Below are 23,871 nucleotides of genomic sequence, written 5' to 3' on the forward strand. Positions count from 1 at the left end.
GACGACCATGGCGTACGCCCAGAGTGGCGACCCGTCCGAGTTCACCGGGCTGACCGGTTGGGTGGCCTCGGTGATCGAGGCGATGGGCCCGGTGGGCGTGGCGCTGCTGGTGGCGTTGGAGAGCATCGTCCCGCCGATTCCCAGCGAGATCGTGTTGGCGCTTGCCGGCTTCCTGGCCCACGAGGGCCAGTTCAACGTCTTCCTCGTGGTGCTGGCCGCGACGGTCGGCTCCCTGGTCGGCGCGTTGGTGCTCTACTGGCTCGGCGCGGCGCTCGGCGAGGAACGGCTGAAGCGTTGGCTGGACCGCATCCCGTTGGTGGACCGCGACGACCTGGAGAAGGCCGACCGCTGGTTCGAGCGGCACGGCCGGTGGGCGGTGCTGATCGGCCGGGTGGTGCCGGTGGTCCGCAGCCTGGTCTCCGTGCCGGCCGGGGCCAACCGGATGCCGCTGGGCGAGTTCATCCTGCTCACCACCATCGGCAGCGGGGTGTGGAACGGTCTCATCGTCGGGGCCGGCTACGCGCTGGGGAGCCGTTGGCAGAACGTCGAGCGCTACAGCGACTGGTTCAACTACGCGATCGTCGCGGTCTTCGTCGTCATGGTGGTCATGTGGGTGATCCGTAAGGTCCGCCGCCGCCGCGAGCGCGACGACCGGCGGTCGGTGACCGCCGGTCGCTGATCCGCGTTTACCGCTCACGGGGCGTCCTGGCCGGACGCCGGCGAGCATGGTCAGGGCAGGGTGTCCAGGTGCGGCCCCACCGCGTTGGCGAAGCCGTTGCCGTTGCTGACGTCCCAGTTCACCGACCAGGTCATCGCGCCCCGGATGCCGGGGTAGGTGCGCGGCGGCCGGAAGCTGCCGCAGTTGGTGCCCCGGGCCAGGCAGTCCAGGGCGGCGTTGACCACGCTGGGCGCGACGATGCCGCCGCCGGCCGCCCCCGGCCCCGCCGGCAGACCGAGACCGACCTGGTCGGGGCGCAGCCCCGCCTCCAACTGGATGCAGGCCAGCGCGACGATGAAGTTCACGGTGCCCTGCCCGTAGGCCGCGTTCTGGTCGCAGCCGAGCATCGCCCCCGAGTTGTAGAACTGGGTGTTGACGACGGTGAGGATGTCCTTGATGTCGAGCGCCAGCTTGAAGTAGCCGCCGGCCGGGTTCTGCATGTCGATGGTCTGCGGTGCCATCGCGATGATCAGGCTCGACCCGACCTTGGCCCGCAGCGCGCGCAGCGCCTGCGCCATGTACGTCGGGTTGAGCCCGTTCTCCAGGTCGATGTCGATCCCGTCGAAGCCGTGGCGGGCGATCAGCGCGGCGGCGGTGTCGGCGAACGCGGTGGCCGAGGCCGCGTTGTTGACGGTGACCCGGCCGGTCTCGCCGCCGACCGAGAGGATCACCCGCTTGCCCCGGCTGTGCAGGGTGCGCACGTCGGCGGTGAAGTCCGCTTCGGTGTAGCCGCCGAGCGCGGCGGCCAGGCCGGGGTCGATGCCGAAGGTGAGCGCGCCGGGCGTCGCGGTTGCCTCGGCGAAGGCGACCGCGACCAGGTCGTACTCGTTGGGGACGTCGCGCAGCCGCAGCTCGACGGCGGGGTTGTCGAAGTTGTGCCAGTAACCGGTGAGCAGGTGCTTCGGCAGGTCACCGGTGGGCGGGTCGGTCGGCGGCGGGGTCGTCGGGGGCGGCGTGGTGGGCGGTGGGGTGGTGGGCGGCGGCGTGGTGGGCGGGGTGCCGCCACCGCAGGCCGCGCCGTTGAGCTGACAGCCGCTCGGCGAGCCGGAACCGCTGGCCAGGAAGCCGAAGGAGACCGAGGCGCCCGGGGCGATGGTGCCGTTCCAGGACCGGTTGGTGAAGGTGTGCCGCTGGCCGGCGGAGGTGAGCAACGCGTCCCAGTAGCTGCCGAGGGTGGTGCCGGACGGCAGGTCGAAGGCGAGGCTCCAGCCGTTGATCGTCGAGCTGCCGCCGTTGGTGATGGTGTACTTCCCCTCCCAGCCGGAGCCCCAGTCTGCGGTCTTGACGAAGCTGGCGGTCGGTCCGGCGGCGAACGCCGGCAGCGCCACCCCGGCCGCACCGAGCGTCGCGGCGAGCGCGGTGACCAGGGACAGGACTAGGGATCTGGCAGGCTTCATGCGACCCTCCGCGCCCGGGAGAACGGGCATCCATGGACGTCAACGTCGCTGGTAATTATTAAGACAGTTAACTGTTTCTGTCCAGGGGTGGCCCGGATGAGCGGCCTCCCGTCGCGCGGGGCGGCGCGACGGGAGGCCGCAGAGCGTCCGCCTCAGCGGCGGAAGGTGAACCAGTTGACGTTGACGAAGTCGTTCGGCTGGCCGCTGGTGAAGGTGAGATAGACGGTGTGCCGGCCCGTCACCCCGCCGCCGACGTTGCCGGGCACCGAGCGCCAGCTCTGCCAGCCGCCGGTGTTGCCGACCGCGAAGCTGCCGATGGGAGTCGCGGTTGGACTGCCCAGCCGCACCTCCACCAGACCGCTCACCCCGCCCGCCGCGCCGGACGCGACCCGGGCCACGAAGTCGCGAGGCGCGCTGGAGCCGAACTCGACGCCGTCGTAGCGCGCCCAGTCCCCGTTACGCAGCGCCGCGATGTTCTGTCCGCCCTCGGCGCACGCCTCGACGGCCACCCCGTTCTGGGCGTTGAACGACTCGGCCTGGAGCTGCCCGTACGCGTCCCTCGTCCCGCTCGGCGGCGGGGTGGTCGGCGGCGGGGTGGTCCCGCCACCCCGGCGGTAGACGGCCACGTAGTCGACCAGCATCGGACGACCCGGGACGGTTGCCGCGGTCGGTGTGCCGCTGCCGGCCACCCCGTTCGGGAAGGCGCCACCCATCGCCACGTTGAGCAGCAGGAAGTAGCCGGCGTGCGAGGTCATCTGCGACCAGGCGGACGCACCGACCTGACTCTCCGTGACAGTGTGGTAGAGCTGCCCGTCGACGTACCAGCGCAGTTGTTGAGGGCTGCTCGAGGCGTCCCACTCGAACCGGTACGTGTGGAACGCCGACTGGCAGCTGGCGCCCGGGCAGGCCCGGGACGCGCCGAGGCCGTTCGACTCGTTGCACGGCCCGCCCGGCGCGACGCCGCAGTGCAGCACGCCCCAGACGGAGTTGATGCCGTTGACGTTCTCCATCACGTCGAACTCGCCGATGCCCGGCCAGTTCTGGTAGTTGCCCCGGTAGGGCGCGCCCAGCGCCCAGAACGCCGGCCAGTAGCCGGCCGCCGCCGCGCCGGTGACATTCGGCATCTGGATCCGACCCTCGATCGCCAGCACGCCGCCGGCCGGGGCCTTGAAGTCGCTGCGCACGGTCTCGATCCGGGCGGAGGTCCAGCCTCCCCCACCGTCGCGCAGCGGTGTGATCCGCAGGTTGCCGCCGCCGTCATGGCTGACGTTGGCGGTGCTGGCGGTGTAGTTCTGGATCTCGCCGGTGCCCCAGTTGGCCGGGCCGCCCGGATAGTTGTGCCCCGTGTCGATGATCCAGTTGGCGGCCGAGGGCAGGGTGCCGGCCGCGCCGGTGAAGTCGTCGCTCCAGACCGTGCTCCAACCGGCGGGTGGCGATGGCACGGCGGCCTGCGCGGTCATGGTGACACCGGCCAGTGCGGTGGTGGTTGCGACGAGCAGGACGGACGCCAGCAGGCGGCGTCGGACGGGTGGGGCGGCGGTGGCCGCCAGGGGAGGTGGCATGGACATGCCTCTCTGCGGGGACGGATCGAGAGAGCGCTCTCTCAGAGTTGTACGTCCCATCCACACAGTTGTCAACGTCGATCTGTCTCGGCGGATACCGGAGGTGCCTGGGGTCGGCGCAGCACCGCCTGCTCGGCCGCCGACCACACACTCGTGGTGACCAGGTAGATCACCGCGGCGAGCGGCAGCACCAGCGCCACCAGCACCGTCGTGAACGGCAGCAGGGGCAGCAGCCGCCCGAGCACGGCCGCCCCCGGCCCCTCGGTGGGCGTGCCGGCCACCGTTCCGACCGCTGCCGACGCCCGACGGGCCCGCCGCGACGACCACCACGCGACCGCCAGCAGCACCGCCAGCAGGACGGCGAAGAGCGGGCCGGCCGCCCCGCCCACCCCGTCGCTGAGATGGTGACCCAGCGGCACCCCGGCGAGCCGCTCGTCGAGCAGCCCGGTGCCACCCTCGCTCGTGGTGAACAGCCGGTACAGGACCAGCAGGAAGGGAGCCTGGAGCAGCAACGGCAGGCAGCCTGCGATCGGGTTCGCCCCGGCCTTGGAGTACAACGCGAACACCTCGCGCTGAAGCGCCGCCGGGTCGTCCGCGTACCGCTGCTGTAGATCACGCACCTGTGGAGCGAGCGCCGCGCGGCGCCGCTCGCCGCGGACCTGCGCGACGGTGAGCGGCGAGATCAGCAGTCGGACGGCGACGGTGAAGAGCACGATGGCGGCGGCGGTCGCCATCCCGCCGGCCAGTGGTTCGAGCAGGTCGGTGAGCCAGGACAGTGCCGTGCCGGCGGCGCCGACGACGTCGTGCAGTGGTGCGAAGGCAAGCATGGAAAACCCCTCGGTCCGATTCCGGTGGGGTCCTCCCCCGGGCGGTGTCCGCTCGACAGGGGGGACCGGTGACGGCGGGATCGGCCGCGCGGCGGCGTGGCGCTACGCGGCCGAGGGGTGTCCGGGAGCGCGGGGACGAGGTCGGCCGGCGGCGTCCGGGTCGATCTGCCGGGGCACCCGTCGACCACGGGAACGGGCCCGCAACCCGGCCCACCGGGGGCCGGCGCCAGGCGTACCCGCGCGGTCGTGCACCCGAGCCGCCAGCACCACGGCGAGCAGCACCAGGGCGGTCATCGCGGCGCCCGCGAGCAGGTCGGCCGGCCGGCCCGCGAGCAGGGTGAGCTGGGCGAACGCGTACAGCCACGCGAACCCGACGAATCCCAGCGGCACCGGCACGGGCTCAGCATAGGACCCGGTGTCACGCCGTCCGGGCGAATCGCGACCCCCGGCCGCCGGCACGCCGAGGACGACGCGCCACCGCCACGTTTCCCGGCATCACCACGTTGGGTAACCAGACGACGGACCGACGCGGATGGGCCGCGATTCGGCAGAAACGGGCGGTGGTGTCGATGACCGGTCAGGTGGCGGAGGCGCTCAGCGAAGAGGCTGCGGCGACCGGATTGCTCACCGTGGGTGTCGAGGAGGAGTTCCTGCTCGTCGACCCGCACACCGGAGCCGCGGTCCCGGCCGTCGATCTGGTCATGGAACAGGTGCCGGCTGAGCTGCGAGGGCAGGTGGAACGGGAGTTTCAGACCAGTCAGATCGAGATCGGCAGCCCGCCCGGCCTTGAGCTCTCGTCGATCCGGCACTCCCTCGGCGTGTTGCGTCGGGCGCTCGGCGAAGCCGCCGAGCGGGCCGGCGTGACACTGCTCGCCATCGGCACCGGCCCGGTGGACGGCCCGGTGCCGCCGGTGGTGGACAAGCCCCGCTTCGACCGGATGATCGAGCGGTTCCGACTGCTCGTCCCCGGCCCCGGCAACAACGGCATGCACGTGCACGTGGGCGTGCCCGACCCGGACACCGGCGTGCAGGTGCTCAACCACGTACGGCCGTGGCTGCCGATGCTGCACGCGATCACCACCAACTCCCCGTTCGCCCGCGGCGAGGACACCGGCTACGCCAGCTGGCGATCGGTGGAGTGGGAGCGCTGGCCGTCGGTCGCGCCGACGCCGTTTCTGGAGTCGCACGAGCACTATCAGCGGCTGATCCGCCAGTTGATCTCCAGTGGGGTGATGCTCGACGAGGGGATGCTCTACTGGTACGCCCGGCTGTCGGCCAAGTATCCGACGGTGGAGCTGCGGATCGGCGACGTCTGCCCGTCGGTGGACGACGCGGTGCTGGTCGCCGCACTGGTCCGGGCCCTGGTGGCCACCGCCATGGCGGATGTCGAGGCCGGGCGCCCGGCGTTGCAGACCGACCACCACCTGCTGGTCGGCGCGCACTGGCGGGCCGCCCACGACGGCCTGGAAGGCGAGGCCGTCGACGTCACCACCGGTGAGCTGCGCCCGGCCTGGGAGCTGTTGGACCGGTTCGTCGAGCGGATGCGACCGGCGCTGGAGCAGCATGGCGACTGGGCCGAGGTGACCGATCTGCTGGGTGGGCTGCGCCGGCACGGCACCGGTGCCGCACGGCAACGCGCGGTGTACGAGCGCACCGGACGACTCATCGACGTGGTGCAGGACGTCGCACGGCAGACCCGTGGCTGAACACCGTCGTGACAGGATGAGCCTGTGGCGCAACGCCTGATCGTCATCGGCGGGGACGCCGCCGGAATGTCGGCGGCGTCCCAGGCCCGACGCCGCCGCGACCGCGACGACCTGGAGATCGTGGTCTTCGAGCGGGGCCACTTCACCTCCTACTCGGCGTGCGGCATCCCGTACTGGATCAGTGGCCTGGTGCCGGGCCCGGACGCGTTGATCGCCAGGGATCCGCAGACGTTCCGCACCGAGTACGCGATGGACGTCCGGATGCGCCACGAGGTCACGAGCATCGACCTGGAACGCCGCGAGGTGGTGGCCCGGGATCTGGAGGGCGGCGGAGAGGTCCGCGAGCGCTTCGACGACCTGATGTACGCCACCGGCGCGATGCCGGTCAAACCGCCGTGGGCGGCCACCGACGCCGGTGGCGTGTTCGGCATGCAGACCCTCGACGACGGGGCGGCACTGCGCGAGTGGTTGGACGCCGAGCCGAAGCCGCGCCGGGCCGTGGTGGTCGGCGGCGGCTACATCGGCGTCGAGATCGCCGAGGCGCTGATCCAGCGCGGCCTCTCGGTGACCCTTGTCGAGGCGGGCGACCAGCCGATGGCGACGGTGGACGCCGACATGGGCGAGCTGGTGGCCGAGGCCATGCGCGGCCTCGGCATCACGATCCGGACCGGCCTGCCGGTGACCGGCCTGGAGCAACGGGACGGCCGGGTGTCCGCGGTGGTCACGGCCGAGGGGCCGATGCCGACCGACGTCGTGGTCCTGGGCCTCGGCGTACGCCCCAACGCCGCGCTCGCCGAGGCTGCCGGGCTGCCGATCGGGCCGACCGGTGGGGTCCGGGTGGACCGCCGGATGCGCGTGCCGGGGCTGCCTGGGATCTGGGCTGCCGGTGACTGCGTGGAGACCCTGCACCGGGTCAGCGGAATGCCGGTGCACGTGCCGCTGGGCACGCACGCCAACAAGCAGGGCCGGGTTGCGGGGATCAACATCGGTGGCGGGTACGCCACGTTCGCCGGCGTGATCGGCACGGCGGTGACCAAGGTCTGTGACCTGGAGGTGGGTCGGACGGGCCTGCGCGAGGGCGAGGCCAGGACGGCCGGCTTCGACTTCGTCTCGGTGATCGCCGAGTCGACCAACCGGGCCGGCTACTACCCCGGTTCCCGGCCGATGACGGTGAAGCTGCTCGCCGAGCGTCCCAGCGGCCGGTTGCTCGGCGCGCAGATCGTCGGCTGGTCCGAGGCGGCCAAACGGATCGACACGCTGGCCGTGGCACTCTGGAACGGCATGACGGTGGACGATATGACGTCACTGGACCTGGGCTACGCTCCGCCGTACGCGCCGGTGTGGGACCCGGTGCTCATCGCCGCCCGAAAAGCGGTCGATGCGCTCGCCGCGCTCGCCCGCTGACCCGCGTCCGCCGTGGAGGACCACCCCGTGACCCAGACCCCGACCCGGCCGACAGCGCGTCGACGCCCGACGATGGTCGACGTGGCCCGGCGCGCCGACGTCAGCCTGAAGACGGTCTCCCGGGTGGTCAACGACGAGCCGGTGGGGCAGGAACTGGTCAACCGGGTGCTGGCCGCCATCGCCGAGCTGGGCTTCCGGCGCAACGACATCGCCCGCAACCTGCGCTCCCGGCAGCTCAACGCCACCGTCGGGTTGCTCATCGAGGAGATCGCCAACCCGTTCTACGCGACCATCGCCAGCGTCGCCGCCGAGATCGCCGCCGCTCACGGCACCATGCTCATCACCGCCTCGTCAGAGGAGGACCCGGAGCGGGAACGCGCCCTGCTCCAGGACTTCACCCAGCGCCGGGTCGACGGGCTGCTGGTGGTGCCGGCGGGCCTCGACCACTCGTTCCTGCGTCGTGAGGTCGAGCTGGGGATGCCGGTGGTGTTCCTGGACCGGCCGCCGCAGGGGCTGCACGCCGACGCCGTGCTGTTGGACAACCGGGGCGGCAGCCATGCCGGGGTGGGCGCGCTGCTCGACGCGGGGCATCGCCGGGTGGGCCTCCTGCTGGGCGCGCCGAGCGTGCCGACGATGCGCGAGCGGCTGGTCGGGGCGCGCGCGGCGCTGGAGGCGGCCGGGGTCGAGCCGGACGAGTCGCTGGTCCGCGAGAGGCTCATCGCTCCCGAGGAGGCCGGTCGGGCGGTCGCCGCGCTGCTCGACCTGGCGGACCCGCCCACCGCGTTCTTCTGCGCCAACAACCGGCTCACCGTCGGCGCGCTCCAGGAGCTGCACCGGCGGGGCAGTGACGCCGCGCTGGTCGGTTTCGACGACTTCGAACTGGCGCACCTGATGCCCCGGCCGCTGACCGTCGTCGGGTACGACACCCGGGAGCTGGCGAGGGTAGCCACCGAGCGACTGTTCCAGCGCATAGCCGGCGACGATTCCGCACCGACGACCACAGTGCTCCCCACGAGGCTCCTACCCCGCGGCCTGACCCGCCCCTGACCCCTCCTCCCTAGCTCGCGGCGGCTAGCAGGGTTTCGACCTCGGTGCGACTGGGCGGGTCCGCGCCTCGGCGTCCGCAGGTCAGCGCGGCGACCGTGGCGGCCTGCCGGAGCACCGCAGCCCACTGCGGCGCGGTCACCGCGGTGAGCCGGTCGGCCGGCCGGTCGCCGAGTGCGTCGAGGTCGGCCAGCGCGGCGAGCAGACCGCCGGTGAACGAGTCGCCGGCGCCTACCGTGTCGACCACCGTGGTGCGTACCGCCGGTTGTTCGTGCAGCGTGCCGTCCGGGGCGAGCAGCCAGGCGCCCTCACCGCCCCGGGTCACGACCGCACAGCACACCTCGGCCGCATGCCACTCCGCCATCACGTCGGCCACCGACCGGTCCGGGTAGAGCCAGGCCAGGTCCTCGTCGCTGGCCTTGACCAGGTGCGCGAGGGGCACCTGCCGGCGTACCCGCTCCTGCTCAGCGGCCCGGTCCGTGACGATGCTCGGACGCAGGTTGAGGTCGATCGAGAGGGTGAGCGCGTCCCGGTGACGTTCGGAGGCGAGCAGGTCCTCCAGCACCTGCGCCCCGGGGGCCAGCGCGAGCGCGAGCGACCCGGTGTGCAGGGCGGTCGCCGGGGAACCGGCCAGCTCGGGCAGCTCCTGCGGCGTCCACTGCCAGTCCGCCGCGCCGGCCAGCCGGAACTCGTAACTGGCCTGCCCGCTGGCGTCCAACGTGGCCACCGCCACCGACGTGGGCTCCTCGGCGCGGACCGCCCACCCCAGGTCCACCCGGTTGGCCCGCAGGTGCTCGGCGACCTGCCGGCCGTACTCGTCGGTGCCGAGCCGGGCCAGCAGTCGTACCGGCTGGTCGAGCCGCGCCAGAGTGACCGCCACGTTCGCCGGGGAGCCCCCCGGCACGGCCCGCTGGCCGTCGGCGGTGACCACCAGGTCGATCAGTGCCTCACCCGCGACCACGATCACTCGGGCACCTCGCCCGGTGCGAGCGGGCCGGCGCCGCCGAGCCCGTCGGGCGCGCGGGACAGCAGCACCGCCTGGTACGCGTGGTAGACGTCCGGCCGGCCGTGCCAGACCGTGTCGGAGGGCAGGTTCTGTGCATCCAGCTCGTGCCGCCACCCGGTGCCGTCGATCAGGGTGCGCCGGGCGTACGCCCAGAAGACCCGGTACCAGTCGGCGTAGACCGCGTCCCCGGTGCGCCGGTGCAGGGTGATGGCCGCGCCGACCGCCTCGGCGAGGACCCAGTGCATCCGGGAGCGGACCACCGGTTGGTCATCCCAGTCGATCGTGTAGACGAAGCCGTCGGCGCCGTCGACCGCCCAGCCCCGTCGAACGGAGGCGGCGAACAGGGCACGGGCGTCGGCGAGCAGCCATCGTGGAGGCTGCGGAAGGACAGCCTCCAGTTCGAGCAGCAGCCGGGCCCATTCCAGCCAGTGGCCGATGGTGGAGCCGTACGGGCGGAACGGGTCGGCGGGCTGGTCCCGGTTGTAGTCCGGCAGCGGCGTCCAGTCGGCGGTGAAGTGCTCGGGCAGCCGCCAGTCGTGCCGGGCGGCCTCGCCGTGCACCAGGTGGGAGGCGATCCGCAGGGCCCGGTCGGCCCAGCTCGCGTCGCCGGTGGCGGCGGTGGCGGCGAGGAACGCCTCGACCATGTGCATGCTGCTGTTGGCGCCGCGGTAGTCCTCGGTGACCGTCCAGTCCCGGTTCCACGATTCGCGGACCGCGCCGGCGTCGTCGTCCCAGAACCGGCCCAGCACCACGCTCAGCACGTCGGCGAGCAACCGCTCCGCGCCCGGCCGGCCGGCCCGCGCGGCGCTGGACGCGGCGAGCAGCACGAACGCGTGGTCGTAGCCGGCCTTCCGATCGTCGACGGGTGCCCCCTGCTGGTCCACCGCGCTGAACCAACCGCCGTACCGGTCGTCGCGCAGCAGGGTGCTGAGCGCCGCGATCCCGTGGTCGACGAGAGCGGCGGCGTCCGGGTCGCCGTGGAGGTGGGCGAGGGCGGCCACGTGGGTCATCCGGCAGGTGATCCAGGTGAACACCGGCTCGCCGCGGTCCGGGGTGCGGTCATCGGTGAGCCACCAGAAGCCGCCCTCGGGCCGAACCGACCGGCGGGCCGTGTCGAGCAGTGTGCGGGCCTGATCGGCGAGGAACTCCTCCAGGTCGGGCAGGTCGGGTGACCCGGCGGGAGCGGGCGTCTTTGCGGCGTCGGATCGGGGCACGTCGGTCATCTCAGCTGGTCACCGTCGGGTAGGAAAGGGACATACGGCCAGGATCGGCGGACGGACCGGGTCCGCGCCGGAAAACCGCCAGCGGGACGCCCCGAGCTGCGGGTGCGATCGGGAGTGATCATGCGTACGATTCCCCCCTTTTGCCCGTTGACATCGTTGTCACTTACCAACCCTGCTCCGGTGATCGGTCGACTGTCAATTCCGGTTGCGTCACACCGCTCCGGGCCGGATCGGGTCAGTAATAGTCGTCGATCGGCTGGCGCGCCTCGTCGAAGAGCGCCGGCCCCTCGTAACGAACCGGAGGCAGCGGCGGTGTGGCGGGCTTGACCTCCTCGAACTGCTCGCTGGACAGCGCGTACACCACGCGTCCGAGGCCGGAGCGGTCGATGGCGGTCGCGCACATCGGGCAGGGCTGGCAACTGGTGAACATGGTGGTGCCGGCAGCCTTCTCGGCGGGAAGCTCCCGAGCCGCCCAGCGGGCCAGCTTCAACTCCGGATGGGCGGTGATGTCCGCCTCGGAGACCACTGTGTTGTGATCCTCGATCAGGACGACGCCCTCGGCATCGACCAGCAACGAGCCGAACGGCCGTTCGCCGGAAGCCCCCGCCTGACTGGCGAGTTCCACGGCGCGGCGGAGAAACTTCTCGTCGTCGGGTGTCATCGGCCCTCCTGGGATCTGTGATGTGCGGCCACCGCCGCCAGTGTCTGCCAGGCACGCTCGGGCTGGCGGATCTCGGTCAGGTCGCCGTTGAACGGGTCGAGGCCAGCCAGGACAGCGTGGTGAACGGCTCGTAGAACGGCGCCGGGTACTGCTCGGCCACGTCCGGGGTCACCGCGATGTGATCGGAGACCATCAGCAGATCGAAGCCGAGGCCCTCGACCGTCTGCGCCCACCGACGCAGCACGTCGGGGTCGGTGCCCGGGGCGAAGTTCGGTACGTTCACGCCGATCTGCACTGCCTTACGCTAGCCACTGCGGACCCGGCATGGGAACAGGCCACCAACGCAACGGTGGACGGCCCAGGATGGTCGGATGGATCTCCCCGAGGGCCTCGACTGGGTCCGTACGACACCGGCGGGCCGGACCTGGCTCGGCACCCTCCCGACGTGGCTGGCGGAGTGCACCGAGCGGTGGTCGCTGCGACTCGGCCCGCCCTTCCGGTACGCCTACGCATCCCTGGCACTGCCCGCGGACCTGCCCGACGGCACGGCGGCGGTGCTCAAGCTCCAGTACCCGGACGAGGACAGCCGGCACGAGGCCGACGCCCTGGCCCAGTGGAACGGCGACGGGGCGATCCGGCTGCTCGCCCATGATCCGGAGCGACGCGCCCTGTTGGTGGAACGCTGCCAGCCCGGCACTCCGCTGCACGAGCTTCCGATGGACCGCGCGCTGGACGCGGTGACCGCCCTGCTGCCCCGGCTGTGGCGACCGGCCGGCGCCCCGTTCACCCCGTTGGCCGAGGAGGCCGCCGGCTGGATCGACCGGCTGCCTGACAACTGGGAACGGGCCGGCCGGCCGTACGAGCGACGGCTGCTGGACACGGCACTCGACCTGCTCGCCGGGCTGGCGTCGAGTCAGGGCGAGCAGGTGCTGGTCAACCAGGACCTGCACGCCGGCAACGTGCTCGCCGCCGACCGGGAACCATGGCTGGCGATCGACCCGAAGCCGCTGACCGGCGAGCGGGAGTTCTCGGTCGTGCCGATGGTGCGCGGTCGGGAGTTGGGTCACTCGCCAACGGCCGTCCGGCACCGGCTGGACCGGCTCACCGCCGAGCTGGGGCTGGACCGCGAGCGGGCCCGGGGTTGGACGATCGGGCACACGCTGGCCTGGAGCATCGACGGTGCGGTCGTCTTTCCGCACCAGGTCGAGGTGGTCCGCTGGCTGCTCGACGCCGGCTGAGGTCCGGCAGCGCCGCGGGTCGCCCGAAGGGCGGGGCGGTGCATGCGTCGGGGCGGGCGGCTCAGACGGCCTGGCAGGTCCGGCACCAGTACAGGTTGCGACCGGCCAGCTCGCCCCGGCTGACTTCGGTGCCGCAGACGTGGCAGGGCGCGCCGGGGCGGCGGTAGACGTACACCTCGCCACCGTGGCGGTCCACCCGCGCCGGCCGGCCCATCGCCTCCGGCAGGTGCGCGTCACGCACGGTGTCGATGCGGCCGTGCTCGACCGCGAGTCGCATCAGCCCGACCAGGTCGGCCCAGAGCGCGTCCCAGTTGACCCGCGTGAGCCCTCGGCCGGGCATCGTCGGCGGCAGGCCGGCCCTGAACAACGCCTCGGTCACGAAGATCAGCCCGGTGCCGGCCACCACCGACTGGTCCAGCAGCAGCGCGGCGAGGGGCGTGGGGCTGCGCGAGATCCGGGCGTACGCCCGCTCCGGGTCGGCGTCGGCGCGCAGCGGATCCGGTCCGAGGCGGTCCCGCAGTGCGGCCACCTCGGGTGGGGTGATCAGCTCGCAGGCGGTGGGTCCGCGCAGGTCGAGCCAGTGCCGATCGCTGGCGAGTCGCAGCCGCACCTGACCGACCGGCTCCGGCGGCTCCCCCGGGCCGTCGGTGAACTTGCCGTACAGCCCGAGGTGTACGTGCAGGGTCAGCTCACCGGCGTAGTGGTGCAGCAGGTGCTTGCCGTACGCCTCGGTGCTCTCCAGCACCGTCCCGGTGAGTCGGGCGGCGCCGTCGGCGAAGCGGCCCTGCGGGCTCGCGGCGTGCAGCTTGTCCCCGGCGAACAGCTCGGCGTGCCGGGCCGCCAGGCGATGGATCGTGTGTCCCTCTGGCACGGGTGCCAAGGATAGCCAGCCGCCGTGCCCAGTCGATCAAGGCCGAGCGTCGAGCCCGTACCCAGGATTGGTGTCAGGAAACGCCCAGGTGGGTATTCGAGGGTCGACACCGCGTGGGTGCCACCCGTTTCGTCGGCCACCACGCATTCATCAGGAGGTGTGTAGTGGTCAGGATTCCTTCGCTGTCCCGCCGGTCCGAGCCGGCACCGACGCGGGACGAGAACCTCGACGGTCGCATCGACGACCGGGACACCCCGGTCGCCAGCGGCCGGGACAGCGCAACCCAGACCGACGTGGACCAGCCCGGGGACGGCGAGCGCAGTCGCCCGGTGGTCACCGATCGGGACGCAGATCAGACGACGTACCGGAGCGCCGCCGCAACCGACGACCAGCCCGGCGATCAGGCCGGCGACCAGCCCGGCGAGGCCGAGCGGCGGGCCGCCGCGCGGGCCGCGGTCGCCCGCGCCGCCACCGCCCGACCCGCGGAGAGCACAGCTGCCACCGCCAGTCCGGTGGAGACGGAGCCGCGCAGCGGCGCCGCCAGCCCGGTCGTGACCGAGCCCCGGCCCGGCACCGACCCGACCACGGGGCGCACGGCCGACCGGGACGCCGACCTCGACGGCACGACCCGGCGACCCGACACGACGGACCGGGTCACCACCGACCGCCCGGTCGACCCGACCCCGGGCACGACCGCGCCCGAGCCGCCGGTGACGCGCGGCCCGAAGCCGCGGGCCAGCCTGCTCGCCACCCTCGGCCTGATCGTCGCCGTGGCCGGTGCGATGTTCGTGCTGACCGGCACCCTGGCCGGGTACGGCATCGGGCTCGGCGCGTTCGGCGCGGTGCTCTCGGTGCTCGGCCTGATGGCCACCCGCCGCCGGCACGTCGCCGGCAAGACCGACGCGCTCTTCGGCGTGCTGATCGGACTGGCCGCCGTGGTGGTCGGGGTGCTGGCGATGACCGGGCAGTTCGACTGGCCGACCACCGACGGTGACTGGGTGCAGCGCTTCCGTGAGTGGCTTGACTCACAGTTTGTCGATCGTTTCTAGCGGGCACTGTTCCGCTCGCCGGTGATGCACCGGCGAAAAGCCGGCGGTTCGCCGGCAGCCCGAACACTCCGGTGGTTCACCGGCCGGGCGACACCCTTTCAGGGGCGGCGGTTCGCCGCCCCTGAAGTGTTTCCGGGGTCGGGCACGCCTGACACAACGAATCGCTCCCGGCAGTCGCTCAGACGCAACGAATGTTCGGTCCGCGCAACTCTCAGTGGTGGATCCTGCCGCTGGCGCCGCATACCGTTGAGCAACGGCGCCAGCCCGTGGGCCACGGTGGCCGGGCGCGCCCGACCCCTGGGAGCAGGACAATGACGATGGACGCCACCAGCCAGCGCCTGTTGATGTGCCGGCCGACGTACTTCGCCGTCGATTACGCGATCAACCCCTGGATGGACCCGACCGCGCCGGTCGACGCCGCGCTGGCCGTCCGGCAGTGGGAGCAGCTGCGCCAGACGTACCGCGACCTGGGCCACACCGTCGAGGAGATCACTCCGGTACCCGGCCTGCCCGACATGGTCTTCGCCGCCAACGGTGGCACCGTGATCGACGGCAAGGCGATGGCCGTGCAGTTCCGCGACCCGCAGCGGGCCGACGAGGCACCGGCGTACCGCGCCTGGTTCGAGGACGCTGGCTTCGAGATGTACGACCCGAAGCACGTCAACGAGGGCGAGGGCGACGTCCTGCTGGCCGGTGACCACCTGCTGGCCGGCACCGGCTTCCGCACGGCGCACGCCTCGCACGCCCAGTTGCAGGAGGTCTTCGGCTACCCGGTGATCACCATGCAGCTGGTCGACCCGCGCTTCTACCACCTGGACACCGCGCTGACCGTGCTCGACGAACGGACCGTGGCGTACCTGCCCGAAGCCTTCTCCCCCGGCAGCCAGGCCGTGCTGCGCCGACTCTTCCCCGACGCGGTGCACGCCACCATGGCCGACGCCGAGGTGCTGGGCCTGAACGCGGTGAGCGACGGCCGGCACGTGGTGCTGCCCGCGCAGGCCACCGACCTGGCCGCCAAGCTGCGCGACCGGGGCTACGAAACCATCGGGGTCGACCTGTCCGAGCTACGTAAGGCCGGCGGCGGACCGAAGTGCTGCACGCTGCGACTCCGTCAGGGAAAGGCAAGCAAGTGATCGTGGATGACAAGCTGCGTACGCCGGGCGCGGTCCGGGACGCCGAGCGCTGGACGGCGCACAACTACCACCCGCTGCCGGTGGTGATCTCGTCCGCGGAGGGTGCCTGGCTCACCGACGTGGACGGCCGGCGTTACCTGGACTGCCTGGCCGGTTACTCGGCGCTGAACTTCGGCCACCGGCACCCACAGCTGATCGCCGCCGCGCACGCGCAACTGGACCGGCTCACGCTGACCAGTCGCGCGTTCATCCACGACCAGTTCGCCGACTTCTGCCGGGAGCTGGCCGAGCTGTGCGGCAAGGACCTGGTGCTGCCGATGAACACCGGCGCCGAGGCGGTCGAGACCGGGATCAAGGTGGCCCGCAAGTGGGGCTACCAGGTCAAGGGTGTGCCCGCCGGGCAGGCCAACATCGTGGTCGCCGAGGGCAACTTCCACGGCCGGACCACCACCATCGTGAGCTTCTCCACCGACGAGGACGCCCGCGCCGACTTCGGGCCGTACACCCGGGGTTCACTGTCGTGCCCTACGGCGACCTGGACGCGCTGACCGCCGCGATCGACGAGAACACCGTTGCCGTGCTGCTGGAGCCGATCCAGGGCGAGCAGGGCGTGGTGGTGCCGCCGGAGGGCTACCTGCCGGGCGTACGCCAGGTCTGCACCGAGCGCAACGTGCTCTTCATCGCCGACGAGATCCAGTCGGGTCTGGGGCGTACCGGCAAGACCTTCGCCTGTGACCACGAGGGCGTCGTGCCGGACATGTATCTGCTCGGCAAGGCGCTCGGCGGCGGCATCGTCCCGGTCTCCGCGGTGGCCGCGAACGCCGACGTGCTGGGCGTGCTCAAGCCCGGCCAGCACGGCTCCACCTTCGGCGGCAACCCGCTCGCCTGCGCGGTCGCCATCGAGGTGGTACGGCTGCTCGCCACCGGCGAGTTCCAGCGCCGCTCCGCGGAGCTGGGTGAACGGCTGCGGGCCGGCCTTGAGGGTCTGGTCGGCAAGGGTCTGGTCGGGGTACGCGTCCGCGGCCTGTGGGCCGGTCTGGACATCGACCCGGCGCTGATGACCGGCCGGGAGGCCTGTGAGCGGCTCGCCGCGCGCGGTGTGCTCGCCAAGGACACCCACGGCTCCACCATCCGGCTCGCCCCGCCGCTGGTGATCACCGAGGACGAGATCGACCTGGCGGTGGCCCAGCTGGCCGAGGTGCTGGCCAGCTGACCGACCCCCGCTGGTCAAGATCTGCGCAACTACAGGGAAAGTGCTGCCTCGACACCGTCCGAGGCAGCACTTTCCCTGTTCTTGTGCGGATCTTGGCCCGCCGCCGGGCCCCGCGCCGCCCCCGGCGGCCGGGGGCGGCGCGGGCGCGGCGCGGCGCGGCGCCTGTCAGGGACGGGGTAGGCGCATGGCCATCGTCGGAGCCTCGGCCATCACCGACGTGGGGGTGAACGGGGCACCGGTGGGCAGTTCCTCGGCCCGACCGATCTGCACCCCGGGGTACAACTCCACCATGTCGTTCTCGCCCAACACCCGGGACTGCTGAGGTGCCAGGGGGATCCGGTCCGACTCGGCCATCGAACCGGCCGGCCGGATGCCCGAGCCGTTGGTGCTGACGTCGGTCACGATGACCTCACCGACCCGCAGCTCGAAATGGACGTGACCACGGCTGATCCATCGCCGTGCCTCGTCGTTGAGCCACTGCCCGAGCATGATCCCGCCGTCCTGCTCGGGTGCCCGGCCGGCCACCACCGGCTGGTCCTCGCTGAGCACGAACCGCCGCCGGACCAGGCCGCCGACCCGCACCGCGAGCACCTCCGAACGTGGGCGAGGGCCGCCGTCACCGAGCCGTACGCCGTGTCGGGGGCAGGTTGGTACGCCGTTACGCAGCGCGGGCGGCGGCTGCGCGGCGGGGCTGCGGTCGGCGCCCCCGGCCAGGTCGGCGAACGCGCCGCCCCCACCACCGCCGCCGAACAGCGCGCAGCCCGACTCCGGGCAACGCCACTGGCGGGCCAGCAGCTTCACCCCGGTCGGCGAACGCTTGCCGGCGACCGGCGAGTGCCCACCACCGACGTGCGCGATGAACACCGGCCCGCCGGCGCCCGGCACCGGCGCGACCACCCGACCGGGCTGCTCGACCAGCCACGGGAACCGACCGCGCAGCCCGTCGAAGCGCACCCGGCTGAGGACCGGCAACCCGAGCAGGTCGGCGACCTCCAACATCCGGTCACCCGGGTTGTCGAGCACCTCGACGAGCCCGTCGTCGGCCCAGCGGCGGACGACCATCCGCTCGTTGGAGGTGAGGTCGGCGTCGGAGAGCAACGCCCGGTGCACCACCGCGTAGACTTGGACGCTGTCCTCCTCCAACTCGCGGGAGAGCGCGTCGATGACCATGCCGAGGCGCAGCAGGCTGGCCGGCCGTCCGCCGTCGATGTCCTGATAGCGGATCACCTCGGCCAGGTCGATGACTGCCCTCGCCAGCGACGGGTCGGTGCAGACCCGCCCCTCGATGGCGTCCAGAACCTTGCTGATCTCGAATCTCATGCCGCGCTCCGGACGATGTCGTCGATCCGCCGAGCCAGCTCGATGTCCCGGTGGGTGACCCCACCTGACGAGTGCGTGACACAGCGGAAGGTCAGGGTCCGCCATCTGATGTCGATGTCGGGATGGTGGTCGAGCTCCTCGGCCACCGTCGCCACCCGGTCCACCACCGCGATGGCGTCCGGGAAACTGCCGAGCTGGACCGTGCGACCGATGCCGGTCGGGTCGCCCGACCAGTCGGTCAGCCCGCCCAGCTCTTCTCGCACCGCGTTCGCGGTGAGCAGGTCTGCCATGACCAGACCCTACCGGTGACGCGTACGACGGGCCGTACGCGCCACCGGTGGCCAGCTCAGCGGGCGATCAATCTCTTACAGCCGCAGACGCTCTGCCAGAGCCCTGACAGTGGGTGCCAACACGATGGGGCGGGCATCATCAGATGCCCGCCCCACCGCTCAGTCCTCGCAGCCGCGCAGCGGCCGTTTCCTTCTCAGCCGCGCAGCGGCTGTCCCACCTCGTGCAGGTGACCGAGCGCCTGCCGGTACGACTCGACCAGCCCGGTCTCCGCGTACGGGATGCCCTGCTCCGCGCAGTAGGCGCGGACGATCGGTTGCGCCCGCCGCAGGTTGGCGCGGGGCATGTTCGGGAACAGGTGGTGCTCGATCTGGTAGTTGAGCCCGCCCAACGTGGCGTCCACCAGCCAGCTACCCCGCACGTTGCGGGAGGTCAGCACCTGCTTACGCAGGAAGTCCAGCTCGTCCTCGGCGGTCGGCATCGGCATGCCCTTGTGGTTGGGCGCGAACGAGCAGCCCATGTAAAAACCCCACAGCGCCTGGTGCACGACGGCGAAGAGCAGCGCCTTGACCGGCGACATGACCGCCAACAGCAGTGCCACGTAGGCGGCGGTGTGTGCGACGAGCAGCACGGCCTCGACCGCCCGGCGCCGCATCGGGGTGGTGTACCGGCCGTCCGAGTCACGCCCGACGATCGCCCGGATGCTCGCCACGTGCAGGCTCAGACCCTCCAGAAGGAGCATCGGGAAGAAGAGGTACGCCTGTCGCTTGGCCATCCAGCGGTTGATCCCACGGGTCTCCAGGGCCTGCTCGGGCGTCCACACCAGCGCGCCCGCGCCGACGTCCGGGTCCTCGTCCTCGTGGTTCGGGTTGGCGTGGTGCCGGTTGTGCTTGTCGACCCACCAGCCGTAGCTGATTCCCACCGCCACGTTGCCGGCGAGCAGACCCACCAGGTCGCTGGGACCACGCCGACGGAACATCTGGCGGTGCCCGGCGTCGTGACCGAGGAACGCGACCTGGGTGGTGGCCACCGCCATCAGGGCCGCGAGCGGCAGCTGCCACCAGGAGTCGCCGAGCAGGAACACGGCCACCCAGCCGGCCACGAAGGCTCCGAGGGTGAGCACGATGCGGGCGACGTACCAGCCGGGGCGCCGCTCCAGCAGGCCCGCCTGGCTGATCCGACGGGACAACTGTGCGTAGTCACTGCCTCGCCGTTGTACCGGCGGTTCCGCCACCGCTCCGAGCGCCATTGCTGCTCCCGTTCCGCTTACGCCCGTACCGGGGTGGTTCGGGCTTAATGTCAAGTCTCCCGGTCACGGTAGCGGTGAGTAACCCCGACAACCCCCGAATGGGGGGTAGGGCAGGCCCTACCCCCCACTGGTTCGACTCAGCCGAGCCGGCCCACCGCGGCGCGCAGCCGAGCCACGTCACGCCGCCGCCGCTCGTAGGTGGCGGCGAGCCCGACCAGCGCCAACCCGCCGATCCCCAGGTAGATCCACCGGGGCAGCAGATCCCACCCCCGGGCCAACTCGTGCAGCGCCAGCAGCGTCAGCACACCGCCGCCGAGCAGCACCGGTGCCTGCCATCGGCGGGTCGCCCCGGCCAGCACCGCGCCCAGCGCCGCCGCGCCGAGGAGCAGTCGCCGCACCGGCTGCGGGTCCGGCCCGGTCAGCACCGACACGAGGCTCGGCAGCAGCGCCGCGACCAGCCCCGGGCCGAGGGCCGGCCAGCTGGTCAGCCCCGGCCTGGTCCGCAACGCCAGCAGGCCCGCGCCGAGGGCGAGCGCCGCAGCCGGCAGGGTGTACGCCTCCAGCACCGTCACCCCGCCGGCGGCCAGCAACACCCATGCCCCGAGCAGCTCGCTGGCGGCGGCGATGCCGGCGAACGCCCACCGCCGGCCGGCCGGCTCCCCCCGGCGCAGCAGCCGCAGCGCCACGGCGGCACCCCAGAGCACGCAGACCGTGGCGAGGTGTCGCGCCGCCTCGACGGTGAGCACCGCCGCCACCAGTGCCACCGCCTGCGCGGCTGCGTCCAGCACCCGCCCGACCAGACCCCGCGCCGGGGTGGTCGCGGCGGCGACAGCCAGCACCAGCGCGGCCACCGCCAACAGGGGGTACGCGGCGGCCCGCAGCGGCAGCCCTCCCACCAACGAGGCGGTAACCGCCAACGCGGACGCGGCACCCACCGCCGCGAGACAACCGGCGACCCGCACCTCGACGGTGCGCCCCCCGACGGCGACGACCACCGCCACCACCAACAGCACTCCCTCGGCAGCGAGCGAACCGGCTCGGGTGGCGAGCAGCCCCGTCACACCGGAGGCGACCAGCACCACACCCAGCGGTACGGCGATCGGTGCGAGCCCCGGGCGAGGCGCGGCCAGAGCGGCGAGCAGCAGCGCGGCCGATCCGGCGAGCAGCACGGCGGCAGGCAGCACCGGCCACGGCGCGCCGACCGCGACGAGCAGCACCGGCAGCGCCGCCGCGGCGAACGGCAGCGCGGGCAGCACCGGTGGGCGGACCCGCCGGCCGGTGACCACGGCGGCCACCGCCAGCACGACCAGCGCCAACCCGACGGGCAGCGCTGCCGGCTCGGCGACGACAGTGGGCACCCCCGACCAGACCCGTCCCGGGTCGCCGTACGGCGACACGAGCGCGGTCAGCACCCTCGGCAGAGCCGCCAGCACGGCGACCACCGCCAGAGCGCCGGCCGCCACCACCACCGGGACCTCGTCCTCCTGTCGGGCCCAGCGGACGACGAGGGCGACCCCCAGCGCCGCCAGCGCGGCGTACAGCGCGATCGGCTCGTTCCCCGCCACGACCAGCGGGGCGAGGCCGGGCACGGTCATGGCGACCAGCGCGCCCGTCACCGCGTACCCGATCAGTTCCACCCGCTGGCGACGCGCCGCGAGCACCGCGACCAGCGGCAGCCCTGCGGCGATCAGCGCGAACCGCGCCTGCCACCAGGGCGGCGCGCCAACGGCGAACGACGCCACCACCGCGATCCCGGGCAGCGCGAGCTGCGCGACCAGCAGACCGCCGCCGGCCACCCGCCGGTACGGCCCGGCGCCCCGCCGGACGGCCAGTGCCAGCCCGACCACGGCGATGACGCCGAGCGTCACCAGCACACCGGCCGGGGCAGCCAGGGCTACCAACAGCCCGTGCCCGAGCAGGACGGCACCGCCGAGCGCGCGGGTGAGCAGGGAGGCCAGGTGGGTCGCCGGGCGGATCAGAACGGCGAGCAGCAGCGCGACCCCGCCGACCAGGTCGACGGCGAGGACCTGCGGCCAGGTGGCCGACCACCCGGCCGGCAGGGCCAGCAGCACCGCCACCGCGCCGGCCGTGGCGAGCGCCGCTCGGGCCCGCCGGGGCAGCAGCAGCACCGTCGCGCCGACCCCCAACGCCACGGCGGGTGCGAGCTGCCAGCCCCAGTCCAGGTCCGGTCCCCTGCCGGCCCCCCGCCACGGCGGCAGCGACCGGCCTGCGGCGGCGACCGCCAACGCGACGGTGACCAGCGCGGCCACCTGGGCCGTGCCCGCCGCGACCAGCAGCGCCCCGGCGCCCGGGCCGGTCCGCCAACCACCGGCGCCCGCCACCTCCGCTCCTGACCTGACCGGCAGGATCCGCACCGCGGCGGCCAGCCCGAGCGCCACCGCCGCCGACGCGAGCAGCAGCAGGGACGGCCGCAGCTCGGCCACCGGGCGCAGCAGGGCGGCGGCGAGCACCGGCACCAGCAGCCCGGCGGCCACCGCCCGCAGCGCCAGCCCGCCGACCAGCCAGGCCGCACCGAACCCGGTCAACGCGACCAGCAGCAGCGGCAGCCCGGCCAGCAGTGGCGACCCTGCCGCCCGTCCGAGGATCAGCGGTGTCAGGGCGCAGCCAGCGGCACCGACGAGAGCGGCGACGTGACCGATCCCGGCCGACACCCTGCCGACGAGCAGCGCCACCCCGTCCCGGCCGCGCAACGCGGCCAGCACGGCCAGGTTCACCAGTGCCACCCCGAGCAGGACCAGTGACCAACCGGCGGCACCCGGTTCGGCCCCGACGGCGAGCAGCGGCAGCACCGGCTGGGCGGCCAGCAGCGCGGCGAACCAGGGCCCGGTCAACCCGCTCCACCGGCCGTACGCGACGGCGACCGCCGCGCTGGCCCCCCCGACCAGCGCGGCGTACCGGCTGCCCGGCCAACCGGCCACCCCGGCCAGGTCCACCGACCAGGCCGCGTAACCGTCCAGCACCACCAGCAGCAGACCCACCGCGGCGAAGGTCTCCGCCGTGCCCCGCAACCCTCGACGGACCGCCAGCAGCGGCACGGCGAGCGCGAGCGCGGTGAGCGCGGCCAGGATCGACGCCCGTCCGCCGACTCCCACCGCCGCCCAGGCCACCGCGGTGAACACGACCGCCGCGGTGCCCAGCAGGAGTCCACCGAGGACGAAGAGCAGACCCTGGACGGTCCGGGTCGAGGTTTCGGCCGCGCTCGGCGCCGCGACCGGGACGAGAGCTGGCACCGGCCCGACGAGGGGCGCCGGGCGTGCCCCGGCGGAGGCGGCCAACCCGGCACGGACGACCGCCGCCAACTCGGACCGCCGCCGCGACAGGGTCGACAGGCGACCGGCCAGCTCGGTGTACGCGTGACGAGCCCGTTGCACCTGCGGCTCAAGCTGGGTGATCTCGCGGCTCAGCCGGACCACCTCAGCGGCGGTCGGGTCGGGCGCACGGGAACAGCCGGTGCAACCGACGGTCAGGTCGGCCGGAGCACCGCAGGCGGGGCAGGGATAGCGGGTGTCGTCCACCCGGTCATCATCGGAAGCCGACCGGGGTGCGGCACAGAGTGCGCGTACTCAGGGCCGCGTGTGCTCGTGCACCCAGGTGGCGTACGCCGGGTCGCCGCTCTCCACAGTGGACACCAGGATCTCCGGCACCTCGTACGGATGACTGACCCGGATCTGGTCCACCAACGCGGAGAGCCGGTCGGGTGCGGTCTTGAACTGCACCGACCACTCGGTGCTGGTCTCCACACCGGACCTCCACCAGTAGGTGCTGTCCACCTGACCACCCACCTGGGAGCAGGCGGCGAGCCTGCCGGCGACGGCCGCAGCCGCCAGCACGTCGGCGACCGAACGCGCATCCACCACCGTCGTCACCACGCAGATCTGATCCACGACCGCACCCTACGCGGCATTGTGGTGCTGAGCCCGCCTTTCGATCGCGACTGCGGG

21 protein-coding genes and 1 pseudogene are annotated in these 23,871 nt (G+C 72.9%); 8 read left to right on the forward strand and 14 right to left on the reverse strand.

What is annotated here, in order from left to right; all coding sequences use genetic code 11:
• Positions 1 to 7 precede the first annotated feature (7 nt).
• Positions 8 to 679 (forward strand): DedA family protein, encoded by a 672-nt coding sequence (locus AC3CF1_RS14035; RefSeq protein ID WP_088949957.1) that lies wholly within the window; start codon positions 8 to 10, stop codon positions 677 to 679.
• Between the two features lie 50 nt (positions 680 to 729).
• Here AC3CF1_RS14035 and AC3CF1_RS14040 read toward each other — a convergent pair whose 3' ends face one another.
• From AC3CF1_RS14040 to AC3CF1_RS14055, 4 genes are all read right to left on the reverse strand, one after another.
• Positions 730 to 2,115, reverse strand: coding sequence for a chitinase (locus tag AC3CF1_RS14040; RefSeq protein ID WP_488450620.1), 1,386 nt, complete (start codon positions 2,113 to 2,115; stop codon positions 730 to 732).
• A 152-nt stretch (positions 2,116 to 2,267) separates the two neighbouring features.
• Positions 2,268 to 3,677 carry a carbohydrate-binding protein gene (locus tag AC3CF1_RS14045; RefSeq protein WP_355160517.1) on the reverse strand — a complete coding sequence of 470 codons (1,410 nt, stop codon included), beginning with the start codon at positions 3,675 to 3,677 and terminating at the stop codon, positions 2,268 to 2,270.
• A gap of 71 nt (positions 3,678 to 3,748) precedes the next feature.
• A complete protein-coding gene (locus AC3CF1_RS14050; protein ID WP_488450621.1) occupies positions 3,749 to 4,504 on the reverse strand; it encodes a YidC/Oxa1 family membrane protein insertase in 756 nt (251 codons plus the stop codon).
• 102 nt (positions 4,505 to 4,606) lie between these two features.
• A complete protein-coding gene (locus tag AC3CF1_RS14055; protein ID WP_354982355.1) occupies positions 4,607 to 4,900 on the reverse strand; it encodes a DUF6412 domain-containing protein in 294 nt (97 codons plus the stop codon).
• A gap of 173 nt (positions 4,901 to 5,073) precedes the next feature.
• Here AC3CF1_RS14055 and AC3CF1_RS14060 point away from each other — a divergent pair, with 173 nt between their 5' ends.
• The 3 genes from AC3CF1_RS14060 to AC3CF1_RS14070 are packed head-to-tail and all read left to right on the forward strand — an operon-like array spanning position 5,074 to position 8,661.
• Positions 5,074 to 6,210 carry a carboxylate-amine ligase gene (locus tag AC3CF1_RS14060; protein ID WP_354982356.1) on the forward strand — a complete coding sequence of 379 codons (1,137 nt, stop codon included), beginning with the start codon at positions 5,074 to 5,076 and terminating at the stop codon, positions 6,208 to 6,210.
• Between the two features lie 24 nt (positions 6,211 to 6,234).
• Entirely contained in the window at positions 6,235 to 7,614 is a 1,380-nt protein-coding gene (locus AC3CF1_RS14065; RefSeq protein ID WP_488450622.1) for an FAD-dependent oxidoreductase, read from the forward strand.
• A gap of 27 nt (positions 7,615 to 7,641) precedes the next feature.
• On the forward strand, positions 7,642 to 8,661 hold the full coding sequence (locus AC3CF1_RS14070; protein ID WP_370453044.1) for a LacI family DNA-binding transcriptional regulator: 1,020 nt from the start codon (positions 7,642 to 7,644) through the stop codon (positions 8,659 to 8,661).
• A gap of 10 nt (positions 8,662 to 8,671) precedes the next feature.
• On the opposite strand, the gene AC3CF1_RS14075 is transcribed toward AC3CF1_RS14070, so the two are convergent.
• The 4 genes from AC3CF1_RS14075 to AC3CF1_RS14090 form a co-directional block, all read right to left on the reverse strand.
• On the reverse strand, positions 8,672 to 9,625 hold the full coding sequence (locus AC3CF1_RS14075) for a carbohydrate kinase family protein (RefSeq protein WP_488450623.1): 954 nt from the start codon (positions 9,623 to 9,625) through the stop codon (positions 8,672 to 8,674).
• Complete coding sequence (locus AC3CF1_RS14080) at positions 9,622 to 10,887, reverse strand: AGE family epimerase/isomerase (RefSeq protein WP_488450624.1); 1,266 nt, start codon at positions 10,885 to 10,887, stop codon at positions 9,622 to 9,624. Before AC3CF1_RS14080 ends, AC3CF1_RS14075 begins: the two co-directional genes overlap by 4 nt.
• A gap of 235 nt (positions 10,888 to 11,122) precedes the next feature.
• On the reverse strand, positions 11,123 to 11,548 hold the full coding sequence (locus AC3CF1_RS14085) for a nucleoside deaminase (RefSeq protein WP_088949965.1): 426 nt from the start codon (positions 11,546 to 11,548) through the stop codon (positions 11,123 to 11,125).
• Positions 11,549 to 11,624: 76 nt separating this feature from the next.
• Positions 11,625 to 11,843, reverse strand: coding sequence for an LLM class oxidoreductase (locus AC3CF1_RS14090; protein WP_354982361.1), 219 nt, complete (start codon positions 11,841 to 11,843; stop codon positions 11,625 to 11,627).
• A gap of 76 nt (positions 11,844 to 11,919) precedes the next feature.
• On the opposite strand from AC3CF1_RS14090, the gene AC3CF1_RS14095 reads away from it, so the two are divergent.
• On the forward strand, positions 11,920 to 12,786 hold the full coding sequence (locus tag AC3CF1_RS14095) for an aminoglycoside phosphotransferase family protein (protein ID WP_488450625.1): 867 nt from the start codon (positions 11,920 to 11,922) through the stop codon (positions 12,784 to 12,786).
• 61 nt (positions 12,787 to 12,847) lie between these two features.
• Here AC3CF1_RS14095 and AC3CF1_RS14100 read toward each other — a convergent pair whose 3' ends face one another.
• Positions 12,848 to 13,657 (reverse strand): Fpg/Nei family DNA glycosylase, encoded by an 810-nt coding sequence (locus tag AC3CF1_RS14100; protein ID WP_488450626.1) that lies wholly within the window; start codon positions 13,655 to 13,657, stop codon positions 12,848 to 12,850.
• Between the two features lie 164 nt (positions 13,658 to 13,821).
• On the opposite strand from AC3CF1_RS14100, the gene AC3CF1_RS14105 reads away from it, so the two are divergent.
• The 3 genes and pseudogenes from AC3CF1_RS14105 to rocD all read left to right on the forward strand — a co-directional run bounded on the left by AC3CF1_RS14105 (position 13,822) and on the right by rocD (position 17,052).
• Entirely contained in the window at positions 13,822 to 14,706 is an 885-nt protein-coding gene (locus AC3CF1_RS14105; RefSeq protein WP_488450627.1) for a thrombospondin, read from the forward strand.
• Between the two features lie 317 nt (positions 14,707 to 15,023).
• The gene (gene ddaH, locus AC3CF1_RS14110) at positions 15,024 to 15,839 is read left to right on the forward strand and encodes a dimethylargininase (protein ID WP_172862232.1); all 816 of its coding nucleotides are present in this window, start codon (positions 15,024 to 15,026) and stop codon (positions 15,837 to 15,839) included.
• Positions 15,839 to 17,052: pseudogene (gene rocD / locus AC3CF1_RS14115) on the forward strand (ornithine--oxo-acid transaminase). Before ddaH ends, rocD begins: the two are co-directional and overlap by 1 nt.
• Before the next feature lie 165 nt (positions 17,053 to 17,217).
• On the opposite strand, the gene AC3CF1_RS14120 reads toward rocD, so the two are convergent.
• The 5 genes from AC3CF1_RS14120 to cutA all read right to left on the reverse strand — a co-directional run bounded on the left by AC3CF1_RS14120 (position 17,218) and on the right by cutA (position 23,814).
• The gene (locus tag AC3CF1_RS14120) at positions 17,218 to 18,372 is read right to left on the reverse strand and encodes an FHA domain-containing protein (RefSeq protein ID WP_179780792.1); all 1,155 of its coding nucleotides are present in this window, start codon (positions 18,370 to 18,372) and stop codon (positions 17,218 to 17,220) included.
• Entirely contained in the window at positions 18,369 to 18,662 is a 294-nt protein-coding gene (locus AC3CF1_RS14125) for a 4a-hydroxytetrahydrobiopterin dehydratase (protein WP_354982376.1), read from the reverse strand. The genes AC3CF1_RS14120 and AC3CF1_RS14125 overlap by 4 nt, the downstream gene beginning before the upstream one ends.
• A gap of 194 nt (positions 18,663 to 18,856) precedes the next feature.
• On the reverse strand, positions 18,857 to 19,909 hold the full coding sequence (locus AC3CF1_RS14130) for a fatty acid desaturase family protein (RefSeq protein ID WP_210794400.1): 1,053 nt from the start codon (positions 19,907 to 19,909) through the stop codon (positions 18,857 to 18,859).
• Between the two features lie 137 nt (positions 19,910 to 20,046).
• Complete coding sequence (locus AC3CF1_RS14135) at positions 20,047 to 23,445, reverse strand: SCO7613 C-terminal domain-containing membrane protein (RefSeq protein ID WP_488450628.1); 3,399 nt, start codon at positions 23,443 to 23,445, stop codon at positions 20,047 to 20,049.
• Positions 23,446 to 23,493: 48 nt separating this feature from the next.
• Positions 23,494 to 23,814 (reverse strand): divalent-cation tolerance protein CutA, encoded by a 321-nt coding sequence (cutA, locus tag AC3CF1_RS14140; RefSeq protein WP_354982378.1) that lies wholly within the window; start codon positions 23,812 to 23,814, stop codon positions 23,494 to 23,496.
• Positions 23,815 to 23,871 lie beyond the last annotated feature (57 nt).

Source organism: Micromonospora sp. MGP-C2, assembly GCF_057766525.1.

What these genes read in the sequence shown, in the direction of transcription:
- AC3CF1_RS14125 (WP_354982376.1), bottom strand. Translation starts at nt 18,662, where the DNA reads ATGGCAGACCTGCTCACCGCGAACGCGGTGCGAGAAGAGCTGGGCGGG.
- AC3CF1_RS14095 (WP_488450625.1), top strand. Translation starts at nt 11,920, where the DNA reads ATGGATCTCCCCGAGGGCCTCGACTGGGTCCGTACGACACCGGCGGGC.
- AC3CF1_RS14080 (WP_488450624.1), bottom strand. Translation starts at nt 10,887, where the DNA reads ATGACCGACGTGCCCCGATCCGACGCCGCAAAGACGCCCGCTCCCGCC.
- AC3CF1_RS14050 (WP_488450621.1), bottom strand. Translation starts at nt 4,504, where the DNA reads ATGCTTGCCTTCGCACCACTGCACGACGTCGTCGGCGCCGCCGGCACG.
- AC3CF1_RS14120 (WP_179780792.1), bottom strand. Translation starts at nt 18,372, where the DNA reads ATGAGATTCGAGATCAGCAAGGTTCTGGACGCCATCGAGGGGCGGGTC.
- AC3CF1_RS14035 (WP_088949957.1), top strand. Translation starts at nt 8, where the DNA reads ATGGCGTACGCCCAGAGTGGCGACCCGTCCGAGTTCACCGGGCTGACC.
- AC3CF1_RS14085 (WP_088949965.1), bottom strand. Translation starts at nt 11,548, where the DNA reads ATGACACCCGACGACGAGAAGTTTCTCCGCCGCGCCGTGGAACTCGCC.
- ddaH (WP_172862232.1), top strand. Translation starts at nt 15,024, where the DNA reads ATGGACGCCACCAGCCAGCGCCTGTTGATGTGCCGGCCGACGTACTTC.
- AC3CF1_RS14130 (WP_210794400.1), bottom strand. Translation starts at nt 19,909, where the DNA reads ATGGCGCTCGGAGCGGTGGCGGAACCGCCGGTACAACGGCGAGGCAGT.
- AC3CF1_RS14040 (WP_488450620.1), bottom strand. Translation starts at nt 2,115, where the DNA reads ATGAAGCCTGCCAGATCCCTAGTCCTGTCCCTGGTCACCGCGCTCGCC.
- AC3CF1_RS14060 (WP_354982356.1), top strand. Translation starts at nt 5,074, where the DNA reads ATGACCGGTCAGGTGGCGGAGGCGCTCAGCGAAGAGGCTGCGGCGACC.
- AC3CF1_RS14045 (WP_355160517.1), bottom strand. Translation starts at nt 3,677, where the DNA reads ATGCCACCTCCCCTGGCGGCCACCGCCGCCCCACCCGTCCGACGCCGC.